The sequence below is a fragment of the Nocardioides sp. IC4_145 genome (assembly GCF_011250565.1).
In the GTDB taxonomy this organism is placed as follows: Bacteria; Actinomycetota; Actinomycetes; order Propionibacteriales; family Nocardioidaceae; genus Nocardioides.
The window spans coordinates 73,148-95,060 of sequence record NZ_JAANMS010000005.1; the positions used below are offsets into that span (position 1 = coordinate 73,148).

At 74.1% G+C, this 21,913-nt stretch carries 19 protein-coding genes; 6 read left to right on the plus strand and 13 right to left on the minus strand.

Annotated elements, in window-relative coordinates; translation table 11 throughout:
• Window positions 1-119: 119 nt before the first annotated feature.
• A complete protein-coding gene (locus G6553_RS04080; RefSeq protein WP_166189408.1) occupies window positions 120-848 on the minus strand; it encodes a TIGR03936 family radical SAM-associated protein in 729 nt (242 codons plus the stop codon).
• Between the two features lie 61 nt (window positions 849-909).
• Entirely contained in the window at window positions 910-2,073 is a 1,164-nt protein-coding gene (locus tag G6553_RS04085; protein WP_166189409.1) for a winged helix DNA-binding domain-containing protein, read from the minus strand.
• Window positions 2,074-2,091: 18 nt separating this feature from the next.
• Between G6553_RS04085 and G6553_RS04090 the strand changes: the two genes are divergently transcribed.
• Genes G6553_RS04090 through G6553_RS04100 form a run of 3 tightly spaced genes read left to right on the plus strand, consistent with a single transcriptional unit; the run spans window position 2,092 to window position 5,672 of the window.
• The gene (locus G6553_RS04090) at window positions 2,092-3,087 is read left to right on the plus strand and encodes an endonuclease/exonuclease/phosphatase family protein (RefSeq protein WP_166189411.1); all 996 of its coding nucleotides are present in this window, start codon (window positions 2,092-2,094) and stop codon (window positions 3,085-3,087) included.
• Entirely contained in the window at window positions 3,084-4,295 is a 1,212-nt protein-coding gene (locus G6553_RS04095) for an MFS transporter (RefSeq protein ID WP_347565475.1), read from the plus strand. Before G6553_RS04090 ends, G6553_RS04095 begins: the two co-directional genes overlap by 4 nt.
• Before the next feature lie 33 nt (window positions 4,296-4,328).
• Entirely contained in the window at window positions 4,329-5,672 is a 1,344-nt protein-coding gene (locus tag G6553_RS04100; RefSeq protein ID WP_166189413.1) for a glycoside hydrolase domain-containing protein, read from the plus strand.
• 154 nt (window positions 5,673-5,826) lie between these two features.
• Here G6553_RS04100 and G6553_RS04105 read toward each other — a convergent pair whose 3' ends face one another.
• On the minus strand, window positions 5,827-7,818 hold the full coding sequence (locus G6553_RS04105; protein WP_166189415.1) for a TIGR03960 family B12-binding radical SAM protein: 1,992 nt from the start codon (window positions 7,816-7,818) through the stop codon (window positions 5,827-5,829).
• An 80-nt stretch (window positions 7,819-7,898) separates the two neighbouring features.
• On the opposite strand from G6553_RS04105, the gene G6553_RS04110 reads away from it, so the two are divergent.
• Entirely contained in the window at window positions 7,899-9,020 is a 1,122-nt protein-coding gene (locus G6553_RS04110; protein ID WP_166189417.1) for an ionic transporter y4hA, read from the plus strand.
• A 144-nt stretch (window positions 9,021-9,164) separates the two neighbouring features.
• On the opposite strand, the gene rodA is transcribed toward G6553_RS04110, so the two are convergent.
• The 7 genes from rodA to G6553_RS04145 all read right to left on the minus strand — a co-directional run bounded on the left by rodA (window position 9,165) and on the right by G6553_RS04145 (window position 16,519).
• Complete coding sequence (rodA, locus tag G6553_RS04115) at window positions 9,165-10,394, minus strand: rod shape-determining protein RodA (protein ID WP_347565476.1); 1,230 nt, start codon at window positions 10,392-10,394, stop codon at window positions 9,165-9,167.
• Window positions 10,391-12,559 (minus strand): penicillin-binding protein 2, encoded by a 2,169-nt coding sequence (mrdA, locus tag G6553_RS04120; protein ID WP_166189419.1) that lies wholly within the window; start codon window positions 12,557-12,559, stop codon window positions 10,391-10,393. Before mrdA ends, rodA begins: the two co-directional genes overlap by 4 nt.
• A gap of 19 nt (window positions 12,560-12,578) precedes the next feature.
• Entirely contained in the window at window positions 12,579-13,091 is a 513-nt protein-coding gene (gene mreD / locus G6553_RS04125; RefSeq protein ID WP_166189421.1) for a rod shape-determining protein MreD, read from the minus strand.
• Entirely contained in the window at window positions 13,088-14,080 is a 993-nt protein-coding gene (gene mreC / locus G6553_RS04130; protein WP_166189422.1) for a rod shape-determining protein MreC, read from the minus strand. Before mreC ends, mreD begins: the two co-directional genes overlap by 4 nt.
• The gene (locus tag G6553_RS04135) at window positions 14,080-15,108 is read right to left on the minus strand and encodes a rod shape-determining protein (protein WP_166189424.1); all 1,029 of its coding nucleotides are present in this window, start codon (window positions 15,106-15,108) and stop codon (window positions 14,080-14,082) included. Before G6553_RS04135 ends, mreC begins: the two co-directional genes overlap by 1 nt.
• Window positions 15,109-15,399: 291 nt before the next feature.
• Window positions 15,400-15,813 (minus strand): nucleoside-diphosphate kinase, encoded by a 414-nt coding sequence (gene ndk / locus G6553_RS04140; protein ID WP_166189426.1) that lies wholly within the window; start codon window positions 15,811-15,813, stop codon window positions 15,400-15,402.
• Between the two features lie 10 nt (window positions 15,814-15,823).
• Window positions 15,824-16,519 (minus strand): pyridoxamine 5'-phosphate oxidase family protein, encoded by a 696-nt coding sequence (locus G6553_RS04145; protein ID WP_166189428.1) that lies wholly within the window; start codon window positions 16,517-16,519, stop codon window positions 15,824-15,826.
• A 68-nt stretch (window positions 16,520-16,587) separates the two neighbouring features.
• Here G6553_RS04145 and G6553_RS04150 point away from each other — a divergent pair, with 68 nt between their 5' ends.
• Window positions 16,588-17,937 carry a PLP-dependent aminotransferase family protein gene (locus tag G6553_RS04150; protein ID WP_166189429.1) on the plus strand — a complete coding sequence of 450 codons (1,350 nt, stop codon included), beginning with the start codon at window positions 16,588-16,590 and terminating at the stop codon, window positions 17,935-17,937.
• 24 nt (window positions 17,938-17,961) lie between these two features.
• On the opposite strand, the gene G6553_RS04155 is transcribed toward G6553_RS04150, so the two are convergent.
• Together G6553_RS04155 and G6553_RS04160 are read right to left on the minus strand one after the other, a co-directional pair.
• Complete coding sequence (locus G6553_RS04155) at window positions 17,962-18,348, minus strand: DUF4233 domain-containing protein (protein ID WP_166189431.1); 387 nt, start codon at window positions 18,346-18,348, stop codon at window positions 17,962-17,964.
• Entirely contained in the window at window positions 18,345-19,724 is a 1,380-nt protein-coding gene (locus tag G6553_RS04160) for a folylpolyglutamate synthase/dihydrofolate synthase family protein (protein WP_207619334.1), read from the minus strand. The genes G6553_RS04155 and G6553_RS04160 overlap by 4 nt, the downstream gene beginning before the upstream one ends.
• 67 nt (window positions 19,725-19,791) lie before the next feature.
• Between G6553_RS04160 and G6553_RS04165 the strand changes: the two genes are divergently transcribed.
• A complete protein-coding gene (locus G6553_RS04165; protein ID WP_166189434.1) occupies window positions 19,792-20,901 on the plus strand; it encodes an NAD(P)-dependent alcohol dehydrogenase in 1,110 nt (369 codons plus the stop codon).
• Between the two features lie 19 nt (window positions 20,902-20,920).
• On the opposite strand, the gene G6553_RS04170 is transcribed toward G6553_RS04165, so the two are convergent.
• Window positions 20,921-21,835, minus strand: a complete 915-nt coding sequence (locus tag G6553_RS04170) for a GNAT family N-acetyltransferase (RefSeq protein WP_166189435.1) — start codon at window positions 21,833-21,835, stop codon at window positions 20,921-20,923.
• Between the last annotated feature and the right edge of the window lie 78 nt (window positions 21,836-21,913).

Below are 21,913 nucleotides of genomic sequence, written 5' to 3' on the forward strand. Positions count from 1 at the left end.
GGTCTGGCGACGACCTGCACCCACCGTGCTCGGCCCGCAGGCTGCGGGCCGGGCGAGAACGTCGTCGGGTCGACGGGGTCGACCGTCGCCGAGTATCGCACACCACACCCCCGTTGCAGTCATGCTCGGGGGCGCAGCGGGTCGCGGACCTCTCCGGTCGTGGTGTCGAGCGGACCCTGTGCGACGCGGGTCAGCAGCGGTGCCGGGCCGACCGCCAGCGCGGAGACCGCGGCGAGCCCGCTGAGCACGTCGTCGGGACGGATCGACGGCACGGCGTGTCGCAGCACCAGGTCGAGCCGGGCACCGGCCGGCGAGCCCTCCGGAGCGGGGCCGGCGACGAGCGAGACGACCGGCACCCGGCAGTCGAGCTCGCGCAGCCCCTTCTTCGTCATCCGCTCCACGACGACGGACTCCGCGGCCAGGAACGCGTCGATCGCGATCGCCGCCTCGGTCGGCTGCGCCGCGACGTCGGCCCACCAGTGGCTGGCCTCCAGCAGGTCGGCCAGCGACCCGCCCGCCGACTCGACGACCTCCAGCACGTCGAGGCCGGGCGGCAGGGCCTCCTCGAGGCTGGCATGGATGGAGGCCGGGTCGACGACCTCGGCCAACCCGATCTCGAGGTACTCCGCCTCGCTGGCCGACCCCGTCGGTGCGGCGCCGGCGTACGAGATGCGCGGGTGGGGGTTGAAGCCCGAGGAGTACGCCATCGGCACCCGCGCGCGGAACACCGCGCGCTCGAAGGCCCGGCTGAAGTCGCGGTGGCTGGTGAACCGGAGCCGGCCGCGCTTGGCGTACCGGATCCGCAGCCGCTGGACGGGCGGGGCCTGCTGCTCGGGCTGCTGACGCACCCGCGGATCCTACGGCCCGCGGTCCTCGCCCAGCGGATCGGCGGAGGTCAGGCGCCGTTCTTCACGACCGGTCCCTCATCGCCGGCGAGGGGTAGACGGTGCCGACCCGCTCCCCCGCGAGCCACGCCGTGAGCCGGGCCGCCTCGGCGTCGAGCTGCGCGCGGGCTGCGACGGGGACGTCCTCGACGAGCCGCACCGCCACCGTGCCGGCGGCGTCCTGCACCCAGCAGCCGACGACGCGGCCGTTCCACCAGGCGGTCGTGCCGGCATTGCCGTTGCGGTCGAAGAGCAGCGGGGCGTGCGGCCCGAGGTACCACCCGCGTTCCTTCCACCCCATCACCGCGGCGTCGAGCACCGGCAGCAGCGCGGCCCAGTCCGCGGGCGTGGCGACCGGCTCCAGGTCGTCGGGGAGCAGCCAGCCGGTGCCGCCGCCGTCGACCGTGACCTCGACGGCGCCGACGTCGGCGAGGGCGGCCCGGACGGCCCCCTTGGTCGCGCCGAGCCACCAGACCAGGTCGGCCTCGGTGCCGGGCCCGAAGGACCACAGCCAGCGGCGCACCAGCGCGGCGTACCCCTCCGCGGTCGGGAGCGGCGCGGGCACCTCGCCGAGCCAGTGCTCCACGAGCGTCCACCGGGGGCGGGAGACCCGCCAGTGCTGGGTGTTGGTGCCGCGGACGACGAGGGCGTCCGCGCCGAGGCCGGTGAGGGTGCGGTTGGTGTACGTCGGGCCGATGCCGCCCGCCGTGGCGACCGCGGCGAGGGCCGGCAGGCCGGCCCGGATCTCCGCGGCGGTCAGCCCGTCGGGCCGGGTGGCGAGCAGCGCGAGCACCTCGTCGCGGACCGCCCGCACCCACGTCTCGCCGTCCTCGACGTGCCCCTCGCGCACGACGTCCTTGACCATCCGGGCACGCTCGGTCGCCGCGACCCGTGCGGACGCGCTGCCCCACGCTGCCGGCAGCAGGTCGCGGGGGAAGACGAAGAGCGTCCGTCGCATCGCCAGCTGCTTGACCAGCGTCCGGTCCGTCTCGAGCGCCCGGTCGAGGTCGGCGCGGACGAAGCCCTCGACGCGCGCCCACAGGGAGAGGTACGGCGTCGCCGGCTCCGTCGAGTGCAGCACCGTGACCGCCGCCGTGGCCGTCTCCGGGTCCGGCAGCCGCGAGCCGGGCGCCAGCCCGTGCCGCACCCCCAGCCGCGCCCGCCTCTCCTCGTCGGTCACGTGGCGCACGGCGCCTATCCTGCACGAGTGCTTCGCTGGGTCCACGGGCTCTTCGCGCTCCTCGCCCTGGCGACGATCGTGGCGCTCGTCGTGCTCTGGCCCCGACCCGACCGCGTGCCCGACGGGCAGCCGGGACCGCCCAGCGCCATCCCGCAGCCGACCGGCCCGTCGGCCACCGGGACCCCCGGCGCGCCGTCCCCGAGCGGATCATCCGGGCCGACCGGGCCGCCGACCCTCCCCACCGAGCCGACCCAGACCTGCGTCGACCCGGCCCCCGACCGCGTGGTCGTGCTGAGCTTCAACATCCACGGCGGGCTCGGCGGCGGGGGGCTGAACCTCGAGCGGATCGCCCAGGAGATCGAGGCCTGGGACGCCGACGTGGTGCTGCTGCAGGAGGTCGACCGGTTCCGCGCGCGGTCGGCCTTCGTCGACGAGCCGACCTGGCTGGGCACGCGGCTGGACATGAACGTCGTCTTCGGGCGCAATGTCGTCCGCAACCCCGAGCGGCGCGGTGCCCCGAGGTCGGAGTACGGCACCGCGCTCCTCAGCCGGCTGCCCGTCGAGCGCTGGGAGAACCGGATGCTCCCCCGGTGGCCCGGCCAGGAGCAGCGCGGCCTGCTCCGCGCGACGCTCGACCTCCACGGCCGGTCGCTCGACGTCTACGGCACGCACCTCCAGCACACGCGCGGCAGCATCCGGATCGTCCAGCTCCGCGCGGTGCGCCGGATGGTGGCGCAGCGGTCCGGCTCGGAGGTGCCGTTCGTCCTCGGCGGCGACCTCAACGCCACGCCGGACTCCCCCGCGATGGACGTGGCGCGCACCTTCGCCCTGGACCCGTGGCCCGTCGTCGGCGAAGGGAGGGGGCTGACGGTCCCGCCCCGGGTGCCCCGACGGAGAATCGACTACGTGCTGCACTCCCCCCACCTCCTCCCGACGAGCGCGCAGGTGCTGCGCTCGGCGATCAGCGACCACCGCGCCGTGCGCGTGACCTTCGACGTGCCGCGACCCGGGTGCGGGCGGTGACCGCGCGGCGTACCTCCCTGCTCCTGGTCGCCGGCGTCCTGCTGCTCTCGCTCAACCTCCGCCCGGCCGCGGTCAGCGTCGGGCCGGTGCTGGGCGAGGTGCGCGACGCGTTCGGGATGTCCGGCGCGACCGCGGGCCTGCTGACCTCGTTGCCCGTCCTGGCGTTCGCGCTGTTCGGCGCGCTCGCGCCCACGGCCGCGCGGGTCGTCGGGGTGCACCGGGTGACCCTGCTGGCGCTGCTGGTCGTCGGCGGCGGGCTGCTCGGCCGCTCCGCCACCGACAGCGAGACGCTCTTCCTGGTGCTGTCGCTGCTGGCGCTGGCCGGGATGGCGATGGCGAACGTGCTGCTGCCGTCGCTGGTCAAGCTGCACTTCCCCGACCGGATCGGGGCGATGACCGCGGCGTACACCACCGCGCTCGCCGTCGGCCTGACCGCCTCGCTCGCGCTCACCGTGCCCGTCGCGGAGGCGGCCGGGAGCTGGCGCACCGGCCTCGGCGTCTGGGCTGTCCTCGCGCTCCTCGCGGCGCTGCCGTGGCTGGGGCTCGTCGCGCACGACCGGCGCCCGCCCGACGGCCCGGCCGGGCGCGCGGTGCGCTACCTCGACGTCGCGCGGACGCCGCTCGGCATCGCGATGGCGGTGTTCTTCGGGCTGCAGTCGCTCCAGGCGTACGCCGTGTTCGGCTGGTTCGCGCAGCTGTGGCGCGACAGCGGGTGGTCCCCGACGGCGGCCGGCCTGCTCGTCGCGCTGATCGCCGGCGTCAGCATCCCGCTCTCGCTGTGGCTGCCGCGGCTGCTCGCCTCGCGGGACAACCCGCTCGGCGTGCTGCTCGCGGTCATCGCCTGCTACCCGATCGGCTACGGCGGGATGCTCGTCGCGCCCTACTCCCTCGCCCCGCTGTGGGCGGTGCTCGTCGGCACGGCCGCCTGCACCTTCCCGCTGATCCTCACGCTCGTCGGCCTGCGCGCCCGCACCGCCGAGGGGACCGCGACGCTGTCGGCGTTCACCCAGTCGGCCGGCTACCTGCTCGCCGCCCTCGGTCCGTTCGCCATCGGGGTGGTCCACGACGCCACCGGCGGCTGGGACTGGCCGGTCGCCCTGCTGCTCGTCCTCAGCCTGCCGCTGGGGTTGCTCGCGGCGTACGTCGCCAAGCCGCACGCGATCGAGGACCAGCTCGACCGGCGCACCCCGGAGCGTGTCGCGTCGTAGGGTGACGCGACGCTAAGGCCTCGGGAGGCTTCGATGACCGGTCCGCTCCGACCGCCGCTCGGCGTGTTCGTCGCCGCTCTCGCGATGCTGGCGCTGCTCGGCGGCCTGCTGGCGCCGGCCTCTGCGGCGCCCCCCGGCCCGGCGGCGCGGCCGATGCCCGGTGCGTTCACGGGGTACGCCTTCGACGCCCGGTGCGCGCCGACCCAGGCCGAGATGGACGTGTGGCGCCGGCACTCGCCGTTCTGGGGAGTCGGGGTGTACGTCGGCGGCTCGACGATGGCGTGCCGGCCCGACCCCGCCGACCCGGCCTCCGGGCAGCCCCACCTGGACGCGACCTGGGTGCGGCGCCAGACCGCCGCCGGCTGGCGGGTCCTGCCGATCTGGGTCGGTCCGCAGGCCTCGTGCTCGGGCTACGCCGACCGGATCGACCCCGCGCCCGCCGGCGCATACGCCGCGGCGGACGCGCAGGGCCGTGCCGAGGCGACCGCGGCGGTCGAGCGCGCCCGCGCGCTGGGCATCGACGCCCGCAGCACGCTCTGGTACGACCTCGAGGACTTCGACCTCGCCGGCGACGACTGCCGCCGCTCCGCGCTGCGGTTCCTCTCCGGCTGGACCGAGGCACTGCACGACCTCGGCCACCGCTCGGGGGTCTACTCCAACATCGCCGCCGGCATCCACGCGCTCGACAACGCCGACAACCTCTCCCCCGGCTCCTACACGATGCCCGACCAGGTCTGGTTCGCCTGGGCCAACGGCCGCGCGGACACCGTCGTCTCCGACAAGGTCCGACCGGGCAGCTGGGCCGGCGAGCGCGTGCACCAGTACGCCCTCGACGAGACCGCGACGTACGGCGGCGTCACCCTGACCATCGACCGCAACTACCTCGAGGTCGGCGGTGGCTCGGTCGCTCCGCCGGCGCCGCGCGCCTGCGGCGGGGTGCGGTTGGACCGCGTCTCCTACCCGACGCTGGCGAAGGGTCGCCGCGGCCAGGTCGTCCGCACCGCGCAGTGCCTGCTGCGCAAGGCCGCGGCGTACCGCGGCAAGGTCGACGGCCGGTTCGACGCCGACGTCGCCCGCGTGGTCCGCCGGCACCAGCGGCTGACGGGGCTGCCCGTCTCCGGCCGGGTCGACCGCCGCACCTGGGTCTCGCTGCTGGCCCGCGGCCAGGCTCCCCTGCTCAAGGAGGGCTCGGCCGAGGACGCCGTGCGCCGCCTCCAGCGCTCGCTCGTCGCCACCGGCGCCCGGCTCCGCGTCACCGGCGTGCTCGACCGGGCGACCTCGCGCGCGGTCGCGACCTACCAGCGCCGGGCCGGGCTCACCGCCGACGGCGTCGTCGCGCCCGACACCTGGGCGGCGCTGCGTCGCGGGCGGGTCTGACCGCTCGGCTCAGGCGCCGCCGGCCTGGGGGCGAGGTGGCTCCTCGGGCGACACAACCGCGCCATTGCGCTGGAATGTCGCGCCACCGGCTCAGACCGGCGCTACAACCGCGCAATTGCGCCGGAATGTCGCGCCACCGACCGCCAGCGACAGCTCAGACGACCGAGAGCGGAAGCAGCTGCCGGCCGGTGGGACCGATCTGGATCTCGGTGCCCATCTCCGGGCAGACGCCGCAGTCGTAGCAGGGCGTCCAGCGGCAGTCCTCGACCTCGACGTCCGAGGAGCCGTCGGCGACGGCGAGGGCGTCCTCCCAGTCGGCCCACAGCCAGTCCTTGTCGAGGCCGGAGTCGAGGTGGTCCCAGGGCAGGACCTCGTCGTAGCCGCGCTCGCGGGTGGTGTACCAGGCGAGGTCGACGCCCGTGCCCGCCAGCGCCTGCTCGCACGCGGCGACCCAGCGGTCGTAGGAGAAGTGCTCGCTCCAGCCGTCGAAGCGGCCGCCGTCGCGCCAGACCTGCTCGATGGCGCGGCCGACGCGGCGGTCGCCGCGGGAGAGCAGTCCCTCGATGGTGCCGGGCTTGCCGTCGTGGTAGCGGAACCCGATCGCGCGGCCGTACTTCTTGTCCTCGCGGACGGTGTCGCGCAGCTTGCGCAGCCGCTCGTCGGTGGTCTCGTGGTCGAGCTGCGCGGCCCACTGGAACGGCGTGTGCGGCTTGGGCACGAACCCGCCGATCGAGACCGTGCACCGGACGTCGTTGCGCCCGGAGACCTCGCGGCCCTTGGCGATGACGCGCTTGGCGAGGTCGGCGATCTGCAGGACGTCCTCGTCGGTCTCGGTGGGGAGGCCGCACATGAAGTAGAGCTTCACCTGCCGCCAGCCGTGGGAGTACGCCGCGGCGACGGTGCGGATGAGGTCCTCCTCGGTGACCATCTTGTTGATCACCTTCCGCATCCGCTCCGACCCGCCCTCGGGGGCGAACGTCAGTCCGGAGCGGCGGCCGTTGCGGGAGAACTCGTTGGCCAGGTTGATGTTGAACGCGTCGACGCGGGTCGAGGGCAGCGAGAGCGAGACGTTCTGACCCTCGTAGCGGTCGGCCAGGCCCTTGGCGACCTCGCCGATCTCGGTGTGGTCGGCGCTGGAGAGCGACAGCAGGCCGACCTCCTCGAAGCCCGACTTCCGGATGCCGTTCTCGACCATCGCGCCGATCGTCTCGATCGAGCGCTCGCGGACCGGGCGGGTGATCATGCCGGCCTGGCAGAAGCGGCAGCCGCGGGTGCAGCCGCGGAAGATCTCGACGCTGAACCGCTCGTGCACGGTCTCGGCGAGCGGCACCAGCGGCTTGGCCGGGTAGGGCCAGGCGTCGAGGTCCATCAGCGTGTGCTTCGTGACGCGGAACGGCACGCCGGGGACGTTCGGCACGACCGAGGAGATCGCGCCGTCGGCGCCGTAGGTGACGTCGTAGAACTTCGGCACGTAGACCCCGCCGCTGACCGCGAGCCGGCGCAGCAGCTCATCGCGAGCGGTGGGCATCTCGCCGGCGGGGCGGCCCTGCGCCTTCCACTCCCGGATCACCTCGGAGATCGCCAGCACGACCTCCTCGCCGTCACCGAGGACGGCCGCGTCGAGGAAGTCGGCGATCGGCTCGGGATTGAACGCCGCGTGGCCGCCGGCCAGCACGACCGGGTCCTCGTCGGTGCGGTCGACCGCGTGCAGCGGGATCCCGGCGAGGTCGAGGGCGTTGAGCATGTTCGTGTAGCCGAGCTCGGTGGAGAAGCTCAGGCCCAGGACGTCGAAGGCGCGGACCGGCCGGTGGCCGTCGACGGTGAACTGCGGGATCGGGCCGTGCTCGTCGCCCTCCCGCAGGACGCGCTCCATGTCCGGCCACACGGCGTACGTGCGCTCGGCGACGATCCAGTCGCGCTCGTTGAGCACCTCGTAGAGGATCTGGACGCCCTGGTTGGGCAGGCCGACCTCGTAGGCGTCGGGGTACATCAGCGCCCAGCGGACGGTCTCGCCGGCCTCGGTGGCGGCGCCGCAGTCCCAGTCCTTGACCGTGGAGTTGAGCTCGCCCCCGACGTACTGGATCGGCTTGGACACCGACGGGAGACGGGGCTCGAGCCGCGGGAAGACGGACTCAGGGGCGGACATGCGGGACCTCACGAGGGACGGCGGGGAGCGTGCTGGGGACCGGCCAAGCCTACGTGCGGGGACCGATAGGTTGGGAACTGATGAGTGCCCCCGCCGTCCGCGGCCCGTTCCAGTGGTCGGTGGTCGTCCCCGTCGTCGCCGCCGTCGTCCTCACCGCCACCTGGCTGCACCACGAGCACTGGGCGGTCCTGGTGGCGATCGGCGCGGCGCTGGTCGGCGCGGTGCTCGCCGCGGTCCACCACGCCGAGGTGGTGGCGCACAAGGTGGGTGAGCCGTTCGGGTCGCTGATCCTCGCGGTCGCCGTGACCGTCATCGAGGTCGGCCTGATCGTGATGCTGATGACCAGCGGCGGCGAGGGCACCAGCACCTACGCCCGCGACACGGTCTTCGCGGCGGTGATGATCACCCTCAACGGCATCGTCGGCATCTCGCTGCTGGTCGGCGCGCTCAAGCACCACCTGGTCAGCTTCAACCCCTCGGGCACCGGCTCGGCGCTCACCACCGTCGTCGCCCTGGCCTCGTTGACGATGGTGCTGCCGTCGTTCACGACGTCCGGGCAGGGGCTGGAGTTCTCCGGCTCGCAGCTGGCGTTCGCGGCGGTCGCCTCGCTGGTGCTGTACGTCGGGTTCGTGCTCACCCAGACCGTGCGGCACCGCGACTTCTTCGTGCCGGTCTCCAGCGACGAGTACGGCCTGATGACCGGGCTGCTCGACGCGGACGGCGACGACCACGCCGACCCGCCGTCGCGCCGCGAGACGCTGCTGAGCCTGGTCCTGCTCGTCGTCTCGCTGCTCTCGGTCGTCGGCCTGGCCAAGCTGCTCTCCCCCACGATCGAGGACGCCGTGCAGGCGATGGGTGCGCCGTACGCCGTCGTCGGCGTCGTCATCGCACTGCTCGTGCTCGCGCCGGAGTCGATCGCGGCCGTCCGCAACGCGTCCCGCGACCGCGTGCAGGTCAGCCTCAACCTCGGGTACGGCTCCGCGATGGCCTCGATCGGCCTGACCGTCCCCACCATCGCCGTCGCCTCGATCTGGCTGGACGGCCCGCTCGAGCTCGGCCTGGAGACCACCCAGCTGGTGCTGCTGTGCATCACCGTCGTCGTCTCGGTGCTCACCGTCGCCCAGGGCCGGGCCAAGGCGCAGCAGGGGCTGGTGCACCTGGTGCTGCTCGGCGCGTTCCTGTTCCTGTCCGTCGTGCCCTGACCCCGGCCTCCAGCGGCCCCGCGGCGCGAGGCGACCGCGGCGCCCAACCCGAGGCCGGGGGTCGTGTGCCTCGGGACGCGGGTCGGCACGTCCCCAGGCACACGACCCCGTCGCGCGACGTTCCCAGGTCGACCCGGGGCGGGGTCAGCGGCCGGACAGGCCCGCGAACCGGGTGGCGGCGGGGGCGGTGGCGCGCAGGTGGATGTTCTGCAGCAGGCCGACGGCGAGCATGCTCGCGAACATCGAGGAGCCGCCGTACGACACGAACGGCAGCGGCACGCCGGTGACCGGCATGATGCCCAGGCACATCCCGATGTTCTGGAACGCCTGGAAGCCGAACCAGCAGGCGATGCCGGCGGCCGCGACCCGGCCGAAGACGTCGTCGGTGCGGGCGGCGATCACGAGCGCCCGCCACAGCACGACGACGAGCAGGCCGATGAGCGCGCCCGCGCCGAGCAGGCCGAGCTCCTCGCCGGCGACGGTGAAGATGAAGTCGGTGTGCTGCTCGGGCACGAACCCCGAGCGGGTCTGCGAGCCGTCGAAGAGCCCCTGGCCGAAGAGGCCGCCGTTGCCGACCGCGATGCGTGCCTGCTCGACGTTGTAGCCGGCGCCGCGGGGGTCGAGGTCGGGGTTAGTGAAGGCGAGGAACCGGTCGACCTGGTACTGCTTCAGCGCGCCGCCGGCCACCGCTGCGACCGCCGCGGTGACGCCGCCGCCGACCAGCAGCACCAGCCAGCGGCGCGGTGCGCCGGACACGGCCAGCACGCCGAAGACGGTGGCGGCGAGGACGAGCATCGTGCCGAGGTCGGGCTGGAGCATGATCAGCGCGGCCGGCAGCGCGGCGATCGCCAGCATGCCGACGACCTCGCCGAGCCCGACGCGGGCGCGCCAGCGGCCCTCGGCCCGCTCGGCGACGACGAGCGCCATGCCGATGACGACCGCGAGCTTGGCGAACTCCGAGGGCTGGATCGACATGCCCCCGAGGTCGATCCACGACCGGGAGCCGTTGATCGTGCTGCCCAACGGCGAGAGCACCAGCCCGAGCCCGACCACCGAGCCGAGGTAGACCAGTGGCGCGACGATCCGCACCCACCGGTGGTCGGTCGCCATGACCAGCACCATGAGCACGACGCCGATGGCGACATTCGTGACCTGCTTGGAGAGGTACGCCGTGGAGTCACCGCCGGTGAGCGTGTCGCGCGCCGACGTCGCGGACCAGACGAGCAGCGTGCCGACGACCACGAGCGCGGCGACGGCGCCGAGCAGCCACCAGTCGAGGCCGGGCGCGCGGACGCTGGTGCGCACCGCGGTGCGGGTGGCGCCGCGGTTCGCGGGCTGGACGGGGACGCGGGGGCTGAGCCGGGTGACGGTCACCGGTCGCCGCCCTTCTTGCCGGCCGTCGCGTCGGCCTCGTCGGAGTCGCGGCGGCCCGGCGGCAGGATCGATCCGTCGGCGGTGAACGTGGGCAGCTCGGCCGGCGGCTTCGTGCCGGGAATGAACGCCCTGCGCGGGTCGACGGTCGATCCCTCGACGCCGTACAACGCCTCGTAGATGCGGCGGATCGAGTCACCGTTGCGGCCGGAGCCGGTGCCGCCCTGGCTCACCATCATCACGACCACGTAGTCGTCGGTGTAGGAGGCGACCCACGAGGTCGACTGCTTGCCGTAGACCTCCGCGGAGCCGGTCTTCGAGCGGATCTGGACCTCTTCGAGCGGGAAGCCGGGCAGCTTCCAGGCCATGGTCCCGCGGCTGCTGACGCTCTTCAGCGCGGTGTCGATGTAGGAGAGCACGGACTTCGGGAGGTCGACCGTCCCGGCCTTCTTCGGCTTGATCTCCTTGATCGTCCGCCCGGTCGGGTCCACGATCGCCTTGCCGATCCGCGGCTCCCACAGGGTGCCGCCGTTGGCCAGCGCGGCGTACGCCCGGGCCAGCTGGAGCGGGGTCACGATCGTGTCGCCCTGCCCGATCGAGAAGTTGACCGCGTCACCGGCGCGGTAGGCGAAGCCCTCGATGCAGAACTCGCGGGCGAACCTGTAGACGAAGTCGGACGTCTTGTCGTCCTGCGGCTTCTCGCTGATGCCGCAGTAGTAGTCCTTCATCGAGTCGTAGTAGGCGCGCTTCCACGTCCGGTCCGCGATCCGGCCCGACGCCTCGCCGGGCAGGTCGATGCCGGTCTCGTCGCCGAAGCCGAAGTCCTTCGCCTCCTCCACCAGCGGGTCCTTGGCGTCGACGTCGTCGACGTCGGAGCCGAAGCGCTGCCAGTAGTCGTAGCCGATCCGGTAGAAGAAGGTGTTGCACGAGACCTCGAGCGCCTTGTCGAAGCCGATGTGGCCGTAGGCGCCGGACTCGTAGTTCTTGAACACCCGGTTGCCGACCTGGAAGCCCGAGGAGCAGGCGAGCCGGGCGTCGGTGGTGTAGCCGTTGGTCAGCGCGCCGGACGTCATGAACGGCTTCCACGTCGACCCCGGCGCGAACTGGCCCTGGGTCGCGCGGCCGAGCAGCGGGGTTCCGGCGGCCTCGGAGTAGAGCCGGGCGAGCTGCTTCTTGGTGATGCCGCCGACCCACACGCCGGGGTCGTACGTCGGCTGGCTGGCCATCGCGACGACGCGACCGGTCCCCGCCTCCATGACCACGACTGCGCCGGAGTCGGCCTCGTACTTCCGCCCGGTCACGGTGTCGGTCTCGGTGCGGGCCTTCGCGATCGCGCCGGCCAGCTCCTTCTCCACCAGCCCCTGCACGCGCGCGTCGATCGAGGTGACCAGCGTGGCGCCCGGCGTGGCCTCGACCTCGCCGTCGTCGCCGAGCACGCGGCCCATCGAGTCGACCGCGACGCTGCGGTAGCCGGGCATCCCGCGCAACCACGCGTCGTACTGCTTCTCCACGCCCGCGCGGCCGACCGAGGAGGCGCCGTTGACCGAGTCGTCCTCGTCCTCCTCCGCGGCGTCGAGCTCGTCCTCGGTGATCGGGCTGAGGTAGCCGAGGACGTGGGCGAGGTTCACGCCGTAGGGGCGCGGGTAGTTGCGGACGGTCTGCTGCTCGGCGAGCACGGCCGGGAAGTCCTCGGGCTGCTCGAGCACGCGCAGCGCGACCGACTGGTCGACGTCGGTGGCGACGGGGACCGGCTGGTAGGGCGAGCCGTTCCAGCAGGCGCCGGTCACGCTGCCCTCGTCGCCGCAGGTCACCAGCCGCTTGCGGATCATCGCGGCGCGCACGCCGGTCACCTGCGCGACCCGCTCGACGAGCTTGTCCTGCTGGGGCTCGGTCATCTTGTCGAGCATGCTGCGGTCGATCGAGACCACCCACGCGGTGCGGTTGGTGACGAGCGGGCGGCCCATGTCGTCGACGATGAGGCCGCGCTGCGGCTGCACCACGATGTCGCGCACGGACTGGTTGGCCGCCTGCGCGGTGTACTGCTCACCGCTGACCACCTGCAGGTAGTACAGCCGCACGAACAGCGTCGCGAAGAGCGAGAACACCAGCGCCTGCACGACCACCAGGCGCAGCCGGCTGCGGCGGCTGGCCGCCTCGGCAGCACTCATGACGGCTCCTGCCGGGCGCTCATGCCGTGGCCCGGACGGGCTCGAGCCGGCGGAAGGTGCCCATCACGACCGGCAGCACGAACGGGGTGAGGAGGACGTCCAGGAAGACGCCGATCGCGATCACCTGGAGCACCTCGCCGACGCCGAGGGCCGGGTCCTGCAGGAGCACGCCGGTGAGCGCGAAGACGGAGGTGCCGACGAAGGAGCACGCCGCGACGGTCGCCACGACCGAGCCGGCGGTGGGCCGGACGTCCTGGCGCACCCGCCCGGCGACGTAGCCCACGACGACGAGGGCGAGCGCCCAGCGGCCGGCCACGTGGTCGGCCGGCGGGGCGAGGTCGAGCAGGACGCCGGCGACGAAACCGAGCACCATGGCCGCCTGCGCGCCGCGGACCAGCCCGGTGGCGACGACGACCAGCAGCACGAGATTCGGCACGACGCCGGCCCACGAGACGTGGGAGAAGACCGTCACCTGCAGCACGAGCGCCACGACGACGGCGGCGAGCGCGACGGCGGCGCGTCCGGGGTTCATCGAACGCTCCCGTCGGCCTCGATGACGGCGCGGTCGCTGGCGGTGCCCGAGGGGACGACGACGCCGACGAGGTCGAGCGCGGCGAAGTCGACGTACGGCTCGACCACCGCGCGCTGCGCGGTCTCGCGGAGGCTGGAGTAGACGGCCGTGACGCGGCCGATCGGGACGCCGGCGACGTACGGCGCGCCGCCCTCGCTCCCCCACGTGACGACCGCGTCGTCGCGCTTCGGCACGTCCGAGGAGTCGATCAGCTCGAGGTCGAGGCGGCCGGTGGAGCCGAGCTGGCCCCGGCCCTCGACCGACCCGAGCTCCATCGACGAGCCGACGCGGCCGCCGACGACGGAGTCCGCGTCGACGATGAGCAGCACGGTGGCGGTGGTGCGGGTGACGCGGACGACCCGGCCGACGAGCCCGTCGTTGTTGAGGACCGTCATGTCCGGGCGCAGGCCCGACTGCGAGCCGGCGTCGATGGTGACCGTGCTCGAGAACGACTGCGCCGGGCCGAGCCCGACCACGCGCGCCGGCACCAGCGAGTAGCCGAGGTCCTCGGCGGAGGCGGTGAGGCCGTCGTACTCCTTCAGGCGGTTGCGGTCGTAGTCGGCGGTGTTGACCTCGGTGCGCAGGCGGGCGTTCTCGGCCTCGAGGTCGCCGATCTCGCCGCGCAGGTCGGCGTGGGTGCGGAACCAGGACGGCACCGCGACGAAGGGGCGTACGACGGCGGCGGCGCCGACCTCGACCGGGCCGAGGACCTCGCCGACCGCGCGGCGCACCGGCTCGACGGGCGAGTCGTCCCCGGCCGTGGAGTCGAGGGTGATCAGGCTCAGGCAGGCCAGCACGAGGGCGACGACCAGCGAGCGGGACGGCCGTCCGCGGTCCTCGAGCCGCTCGGTGACGCGCCAGCGGCGCTCGCGCTTCATCGGGCCGCGGGGCGGCTGCTGTCCCTGGCCGCTGCGCTGCCGGGTCGGTCGCTCGAAGAGGTCGACCGCCATCAGAACCGCCTCGGCTCGGTGACCAGCACCTGCTGGAGCGCCTCGAACTCCTCCACGCACTTGCCGGCGCCCAGCGCGACGGAGCTGAGCGGGTCCTCGGCGACGTGGACGGGCATGCCGGTCTCGTGCCGGATCCGCTCGTCGAGACCGCGCAGCAGCGCTCCCCCACCGGTGAGCACGATGCCGCGGTCCATGATGTCACCGGCGAGCTCCGGCGGGGTCTGGTCGAGCGTGGCGCGGACCGCGTCGACGATCGCGTGCAGCGGCTCCTCGAGCGCTTGGCGGATCTCCGAGCTCGACACCACGACGGTGCGCGGCAGTCCGGAGACCATGTCGCGCCCGCGGATCTCCGCCTCGGGCTCCTGGGCCATCGGGAACGCCGAGCCGAGGGTCGTCTTGACCTCCTCGGCGGTGCGCTCGCCGAGCATGAGGGAGTACTCCTTCTTCATCCACGCCACGATCGCGGCGTCGAGGTCGTCGCCGGCGGTGCGGATGCTCAGGCTGGTGACGATGCCGCCGAGGGAGATGACCGCGACCTCGGTCGTGCCGCCGCCGACGTCGACCACCATGTTGCCGGTGGCCTGGTGCACCGGGAGTCCGGCGCCGATCGCGGCCGCCATCGGCTCCTCGACGATGTAGACCCGGCGCGCGCCGGCCTGGTAGCCGGCCTCCTTGACCGCCCGCTGCTCCACCGCGGTGATGCCGCTCGGCACGCAGATGACCATGCGCGGCTTGGCGAAGTACCGCCGCTTATGGACCTGCTGGATGAAGAACCGTAGCATCTGCTCGGTCGCCTCGAAGTCGGCGATCACGCCGTCCTTGAGCGGCCGGATCGCGGTGATCCCGTCCGGCGTGCGCCCGATCATCCGCTTGCCCTCGTGGCCGACCGCCAGCACCTCGCCGGTCGCGACGTTCATCGCCACCACGCTCGGCTCGTCGAGCACCACGCCCTTGCCGCGGACGTAGACCAGCGTGTTGGCGGTGCCGAGGTCCACGGCCATGTCGCGGCCGATGAAGCTGTTCGCCATGCCGAGTGCCTCGCAGGTCCGTCGCGTCCGGGGAAGTCGCGGGCGCGGCGTACCCCTCGGTGCGTGCCGTGGTGCCTACGTCGGCGCCCACCGGGAGCGTAAGGACCGGACCACCTCTGCCTCGGGAGGCACGCCGGGGTTCGGGGCGTGTCTGCTGCGGAGACGGGTGTGGCTCGTGGGGCTGATGTGGCGGCGCGCGGCGCAATGTGCGGCCATTGCCGCCACTTCTCGGCCGTTGCGATGGCCGCAAAGCGTCAGCATCCCAAGTCAACTTGGGATGCTGACCCCGTCCTACAGCGCCAGCTGCGGGAACCAGATCGCGATCTCGCGGGCGGCGGAGTCGGGCGAGTCGGAGCCGTGGACGAGGTTCTCGCGGTTGGAGAGCGACAGGTCGCCGCGGATGGTGCCGGGGGCGGCCTTGCGGCCGTCGGTGGCGCCGTTGAGGGCGCGGACGACCTCGATCGCCTCGTCACCCTCGAGGACCATCGCGACGAGCGGGCCGCTGGTGACGAAGTCGCGCAGCGGCGGGTAGAAGTCGCGCTCGACGTGCTCGGCGTAGTGCTCGTCGGCCTTGGCGGCGTCGATGTGGCGCAGCTCCATCGCGACGATGGACAGCCCCTTGGCCTCGAAGCGGGACAGGACCTCGCCGACCAGGCCGCGGCGGACGGTGTCGGGCTTGAGGAGGACCAGGGTGCGCTGCGTCATGGCCCGGACCCTACCGAGCGGCCAGCGCCGCGGCACGCGCGGCCACGTCGGCCGGCACCGGACCGGTCGCCTCGGGCGCCGGCACCACGGTTTCCGCGACGCGGCGCAGCGGGACGTGCCCGGCCCAGGTGCCGGCGGCGACGTCCTCGGGGTCGTCGCCGGGGCCGCCGGCGCGAGCCTTCATCGACGCCTCGTGGAGAGGTACGGCGAGCACGGCGGTCGCCGCGAGCTCCTTGCGGGTGCTGGGGCGCAGCGTCGCGGCCCGGCCCGGCACCATCTGGTCGACGACCAGGTCGAGCGCCCGCCCCCGCTCGGCCTCGTCCTCGACCAGGCGGGCGCGGCCGATGACGACGGCGGAGCGGTAGTTCATCGAGTGGTGGAAGGCCGACCGCGCCGCGACGAGCCCGTCGAGCTCGGTGACGGTCACGCAGACCGTCGACCCGACGGCGTGCCGCAGCCACACCGAGGCGACCGACCCGTGCACGTAGAGCGAACCGCCCCCGTCGGGACCGGCCGGGTCGACGGCGTACGCGCAGGGCAGCACGACCGGGTGGTCGCCCACCACGACGCCGACGTGCGCGACGAGCGCCTCGGCCAGGAACGCGTGCAGCTGCTCGCGGTCGTCGACCACGCGGTGCTTGCCGCGCTGGACGGTCGTGCGGTCGGTGGGCGAGAGCGGGGCGAGCGGGGCGGCGTTCCTGGTCACACGCCCAGCATGGCCGACGAGTGGCCTAGGCTCAGCAGCCACTTCGCCAGCAAAGAGGAAGGCCACTCGTGCAGACCCTCGCCGTCGTCCTCGACCGCTCCGACCGGCGGGCGCTCGGCGTGCAGCTCGCCGACGAGATCCGCCGCCAGGTCGGCAACGGCCGGCTTCCGGTCGGCAGCCGCCTGCCCAGCTCCCGCGCGCTGGCCGGCGAGCTCGGCGTCGCCCGCGCCGTCGCCGAGCGCGCCTACGCGCAGCTGGTCGCCGAGGGCTGGCTCGAGGGCCGCCACGGGTCCGGGACGTTCGTGGCCGGCGGCACCGGCCTGGCGCCCCGTCCGCGGCGCCGCGGCTCCCCCGCGCCGGCGGCTCCGGCGCTCGTGCGCCTGGACACGGGCACGCCCTGGATCGATCCGCGGTACGCCGACGCGTGGCGCCGCGCCTGGCGCGACGTCGGTGCGGCGCGCCCGCCGGAGGGGTACGACGACCCGCGCGGCCTGCCCGCCCTGCGGGCCGAGCTGGCGACCCGGCTCGCGCGCGCCCGCGGCCTCGACGTCGAGCCCGACGACGTGCGGGTGACCGCCGGCACCGGCGACGGGCTCCGCCACGTCCTGACGGCGCTGCCGCCCGGGCCGGTCGGCGTGGAGGACCCCGGTTACCGGTCGGCGGCCGCCGTCGCCGGACTGGCCGGCCGCACCGTGGTGGACCTGCCGGCCGAGGACCCCGCCGGTTGGGACCTGCGCGGGCTCGCGGCGGCGTACGTCACGCCGGCCCACCAGCACCCGCTCGGGCACACGATGCCGGGCCACGCCCGCGTCTCGCTCCTGGCGGCGGCCCGGGCCGCCGGGACGCTCGTCGTGGAGGACGACTACGACTCGGAGTTCCGCTACGACGTCGCGCCGGTCCCCGCACTGGCGAGCCTCGACCGCGAGCACGTGGCGTACCTCGGGACGGCCAGCAAGACCGTCGCCCCGAGCATGCGCCTGGGCTGGCTGGTCGCGCCCCCGGCGGTGCTCGACCGGGTGGACCGGACGCGGGAGATCACGCACGACGCCGCCGCGTGGCCGGTGCAGCGGGCCTTCCTCTCCCTCCTGCGCGAGGGCTACGTCGACCGCGTGGTCCGGTCGGCTCGGCGTCGCTACGCCCAGCGAGCGGAGCGGGTCGCCGCGGCGCTCGGGCCGTACGGCGGGGTGGCCGGCCCGATCGCCGGGATGTACGCCACCATCCGGCTCGACGAGGCGCGAGCGGTCCGCGCACACGAGGCGGCGCGGGCGGCGGGGTTCGACGTCCCGCTCCTGGCCGGGTACGGCCGCAGCGCCGGGCTGCACGGGCTGGTCGTCGGGTTCGGCGGGTGCACGGACCAGCAGCTCGACGCCGCGCTGGGTGCCCTCACCGCCGCGCTCGACCGGCCCGACCGGGCCTGACCTGCGCGGGTCCGACGTCGCGGCTCAGGCCTCGGGCGCGGCCTGCTCCGCAGCGAAGGCGGCGTACGCCTCCGCGCGCTCGCGCTCGATCTTGCGGCCGAGGAAGTCGGCGGTGCCCCACAGCAGCGCGAAGATGCCGCCGAGCACGAACATGATCGGCACGACGAAGCCGAGCCCGACCGCCGCGACCTGCACGAGCCAGCCGGCGGTGTAGGCCCACGGCTTGCGGAGCATGCCGGCGAGCAGCAGGCACGCGAGCGTCAGGCCGAGCCCGATCGCGAGCGCGAGGCCGGTGTCGACGTCGGCGATGGTGATCATCACCGGCGTGGTCAGGCCGAGGGCGATCGCCTCGAGGCACAGGATCGCCGCGCACATGCCGCGACGCGGCGAGCGCTGCTCGGGGTTGCTCATCGGGGTCCTCCCAGCAGGGTGCGGGCCTCGCCGACGGTGACGACGGAGCCGGTCACGAGCACGGCGCCGGAGCCGAGCGGGCTGCCGAGCGCCTCGCCGGCCTCGGCCAGCGCGGCGGCGGCGTCGATCGCGTCGGCCAGCCGCGGAGCGACGGTGACCCGGTCCTCGCCGTAGATGCCGCGCGCGACCTCGGCGAGCTCCTCGGCGGGCATCGCGCGCGAGGTGCTGTTCTGGGTGACGACCAGGTGGGCGAGGGCCGGCTCGAAGGCCGCGAGCAGCCCCTCGGCGTCCTTGTCGCCCATCACGCCGACGACGCCGATCAGCGGGGAGAACGTGAAGGAGTCCTCGAGGGCCGCGGCGGTCGCCTCGGCGCCGGCGGGGTTGTGCGCGGCGTCGAGCACGATGCTCGGCGAGCGGCGCACCACCTCGAGGCGGCCCGGCGAGGTCACCTCGGCGAACGCCCCGCGGACAAGCTCCTCGTCGAGCGGCTCGCCGGCGTCACCGCCGGAGAGGAACGCCTCGACGGTCGCCAGCGCCACCGCCGCGTTCTGCGCCTGGTGAGCGCCGTGCAGGGGCAGGAAGACGTCGTCGTACCGACCGCGCAGCCCCTGCAGCGACAGCAGCTGGCCGCCGACGCCGGGCACGCGGGAGATCACGCCGAAGTCCAGCCCCTCGCGCACCACCGTCGCGCCCACCTCGGCGGCCCGCTCGAGCAGCACGACGGCGGCCTCCTGCGGCTGCTGCGCCAGCACGACCTGGGCGCCGGGCTTGATGATGCCGGCCTTCTCCTGCGCGATCGCGGCGACCGACTCCCCGAGGTAGCGAGCGTGGTCGACGGCGATCGGCGTGACCACCGCGACCGCCCCGTCGGCGACGTTGGTGGCGTCCCACGAGCCGCCCATGCCGACCTCGACGACCGCGACCTCGACCGGGGCGTCGGCGAACGCGGCGTACGCCATGCCCACCACGGTCTCGAAGAAGGACAGCGGGTGCGGCTGGTCCTCGTCCACGAGGTGGGTGTACGCCGCGACGTCGTTGAAGGCGCGCACGAACGCCTCGTCGTCGAGCGGCTCCCCGTCGATGCTGATCCGCTCGGTCATCCGCTCCACGTGCGGGCTGGTGAAGCGGCCGGTGCGCAGCTCGAGGGTGGTCAGCAGCGCGTCGACCATGCGGGAGGTGGACGTCTTGCCGTTGGTGCCGGTCAGGTGGATGACCGGGTAGGACCGCTGCGGGTCGCCGAGCACCTCGGTGAACGCGCGGATCCGGTCCAGCGACGGCTCCAGCCGGGTCTCGGGCCACCGGGAGAGAAGAGCGTCCTCGACCTCGGCGTAGGTCTCGGCGAGGCGGGGGGCGTCGGGCGCGCTGGAGTCGGTCATCGTGCTCCCGAGTGTAGGGAGCGGAGAACGGATGACAGGAGTTGGAACACGTTCTAGGTTGACCGCCATGCGAACCACCGCCGCCGTCGTGAACGGCCCTGGTCAGGACTTCGTGCTCGAGGACGTCGAGCTCGAGGGCCCGCGCGCCGACGAGGTGCTGGTGCGGATCGTCGCCACCGGCCTGTGCCACACCGACGTGACGATGGCGTCGATGCTGCCCGCCGAGATGTACCCGAACGTCTTCGGCCACGAGGGCGCCGGCGTCGTCGAGGCGGTCGGGCCGGACGTGACCGGCATCGAGCCCGGCGACCACGTGGTGCTCAGCTTCCGCTCGTGCCGGCAGTGCGACCGGTGCCGCGCCGGTGAGGTCGGCTACTGCGACTCCTCGCTGCTGCTCAACTACATGGGCATGCGCATGGACGGCTCGACCGCCTACTCCCGCGAGTCGGGACCGGTCTTCTCCAACTTCTTCGGCCAGTCCTCGTTCTCCCGGCACGCGATCGCGTACGCCGACAACTGCGTCGTCGTCGACGAGCAGCTCGACCTGACGCGGGTCGCGCCGTACGGCTGCGGGTTCCAGACCGGCGCCGGCACCGTGCTCAACGTGCTCCGGCCCGGCCCGTCCGACAGCCTGGTCGTCTGGGGCGCCGGGGCGGTCGGCCTCGCGGCCATCGCCGCGGCCGCCACGACCGGCACCGGGACCGTCGTCGCGGTCGACCTCGTGGACAGCCGGCTCGAGCAGGCCGCCGCGCTCGGCGCGCTCGTCGTGAACCCGTCCGCGCTCGGGACCGAGGAGGGCGCGCCGTCGGTCGTGGACCGCGTCAGGGAGCTGACCGGCGGCGGGGCGACGTACGCCATCGACACGACCGCGGTCCCGGCTGTCGTCAAGCAGGCGCAGCAGGCGCTCGGCATCCGCGGCGAGCTCGTGGTGCTGGGCCTCGGCGCCGAGGAGTACCAGCTCGACGCCATCGACATGCTGCAGAACGGCAAGGTCGTCAAGGGCTCCATCGAGGGCGACTCCGACCCGCAGGAGATGGTGCCCCGGCTGATCGCGATGAACGCGGCCGGGGAGTTCCCGGTCGACGACTGGATCCGCACCTACCCCTTCGAGGAGATCGGCACGGCCGTCGCCGACCTGCACGACGGCAGGGTGGTCAAGGCCGTCCTGGTCTGGTGAGCCCGGCCCGGCCGGACGGTCACCGCAGCACGAGGTTGGCGGTCTCCGCGACGGGTCGGTAGCCGATCGCGGCGTAGATCTTGTTCGAGGTCGGGTTCGCCCGGTCGGTGAACAGGCACGCCCGGTCCCCCGCCTCGAGGACGCGACGGGTGACCTGCGCGACGGCGGCACTCGCGTAGCCGTGGCCGCGGTGCTGGCGCGGGGTGTAGACGGGGCCGACCCGGACCACGCCGTACGCCGACCCCGTGTGCGCCGTCAGGTGCACGACCTCGCCCCCGGGCGACTCCCACAGCCGCACCAGCCCGGCCGCCACCCGCTGCGCCATCCCCTCCTCGGTCGCACGGTCCATCGGGTGCGCACCCTCGCGGCCGCCCTGCTCGGCGGAGTCGACGGCGAAGGCGTCCCACCACCGCACGCACAACGGCACGTCGTCGGGCTCCGCGGCGCGCAGCCGGCCCGGGGCGTCGTGGTCGACCAGCGCGGCCAGGCCTGGCAGCTCCCACAGGACCAGGTGCTCGTCGACGACGGCCTCGGCCCCGGCAAGCGCGGCCGCCTCGTCGGCGACCACCCGGGCGGCCGGCAGCGCACCGTTGACCCCGTCGAGGCGCTCGCCGCGCTCGTGGACCGCGCGCGCCAGTGCGCGGGCCGCCTCCTCCGGCATCGGCAGGACGTACGCCGGGTGCGGCTCGAACGGCGCGGTCCGCATCGCCGCGCCGACCACCGTCCCGGCGCCGTCGCGCACGACCGCCCACCACCGCGGGTGGTGGGGCGCCGGGTCACCGGCCGCGTCGGCGGCGACCGCCTGCTGGGTCACCGTCGCGACCACCGAGGTGACGACCGGGTCGGCCGCGAGGAGGTCGCTGGCCTCGCGCAGGAACGCCGCCGGGTCGGTGGTGAGCGTGACGGCGTACGCCGTGCCGGGCGAGTCGGGCATGCCGCGGAGGGTATGTGCCACGGTCGCCGGAGTGGCAACCGGTTTCCGCAGGTCGGAGCGGCCGAACTAGGCTTCGCC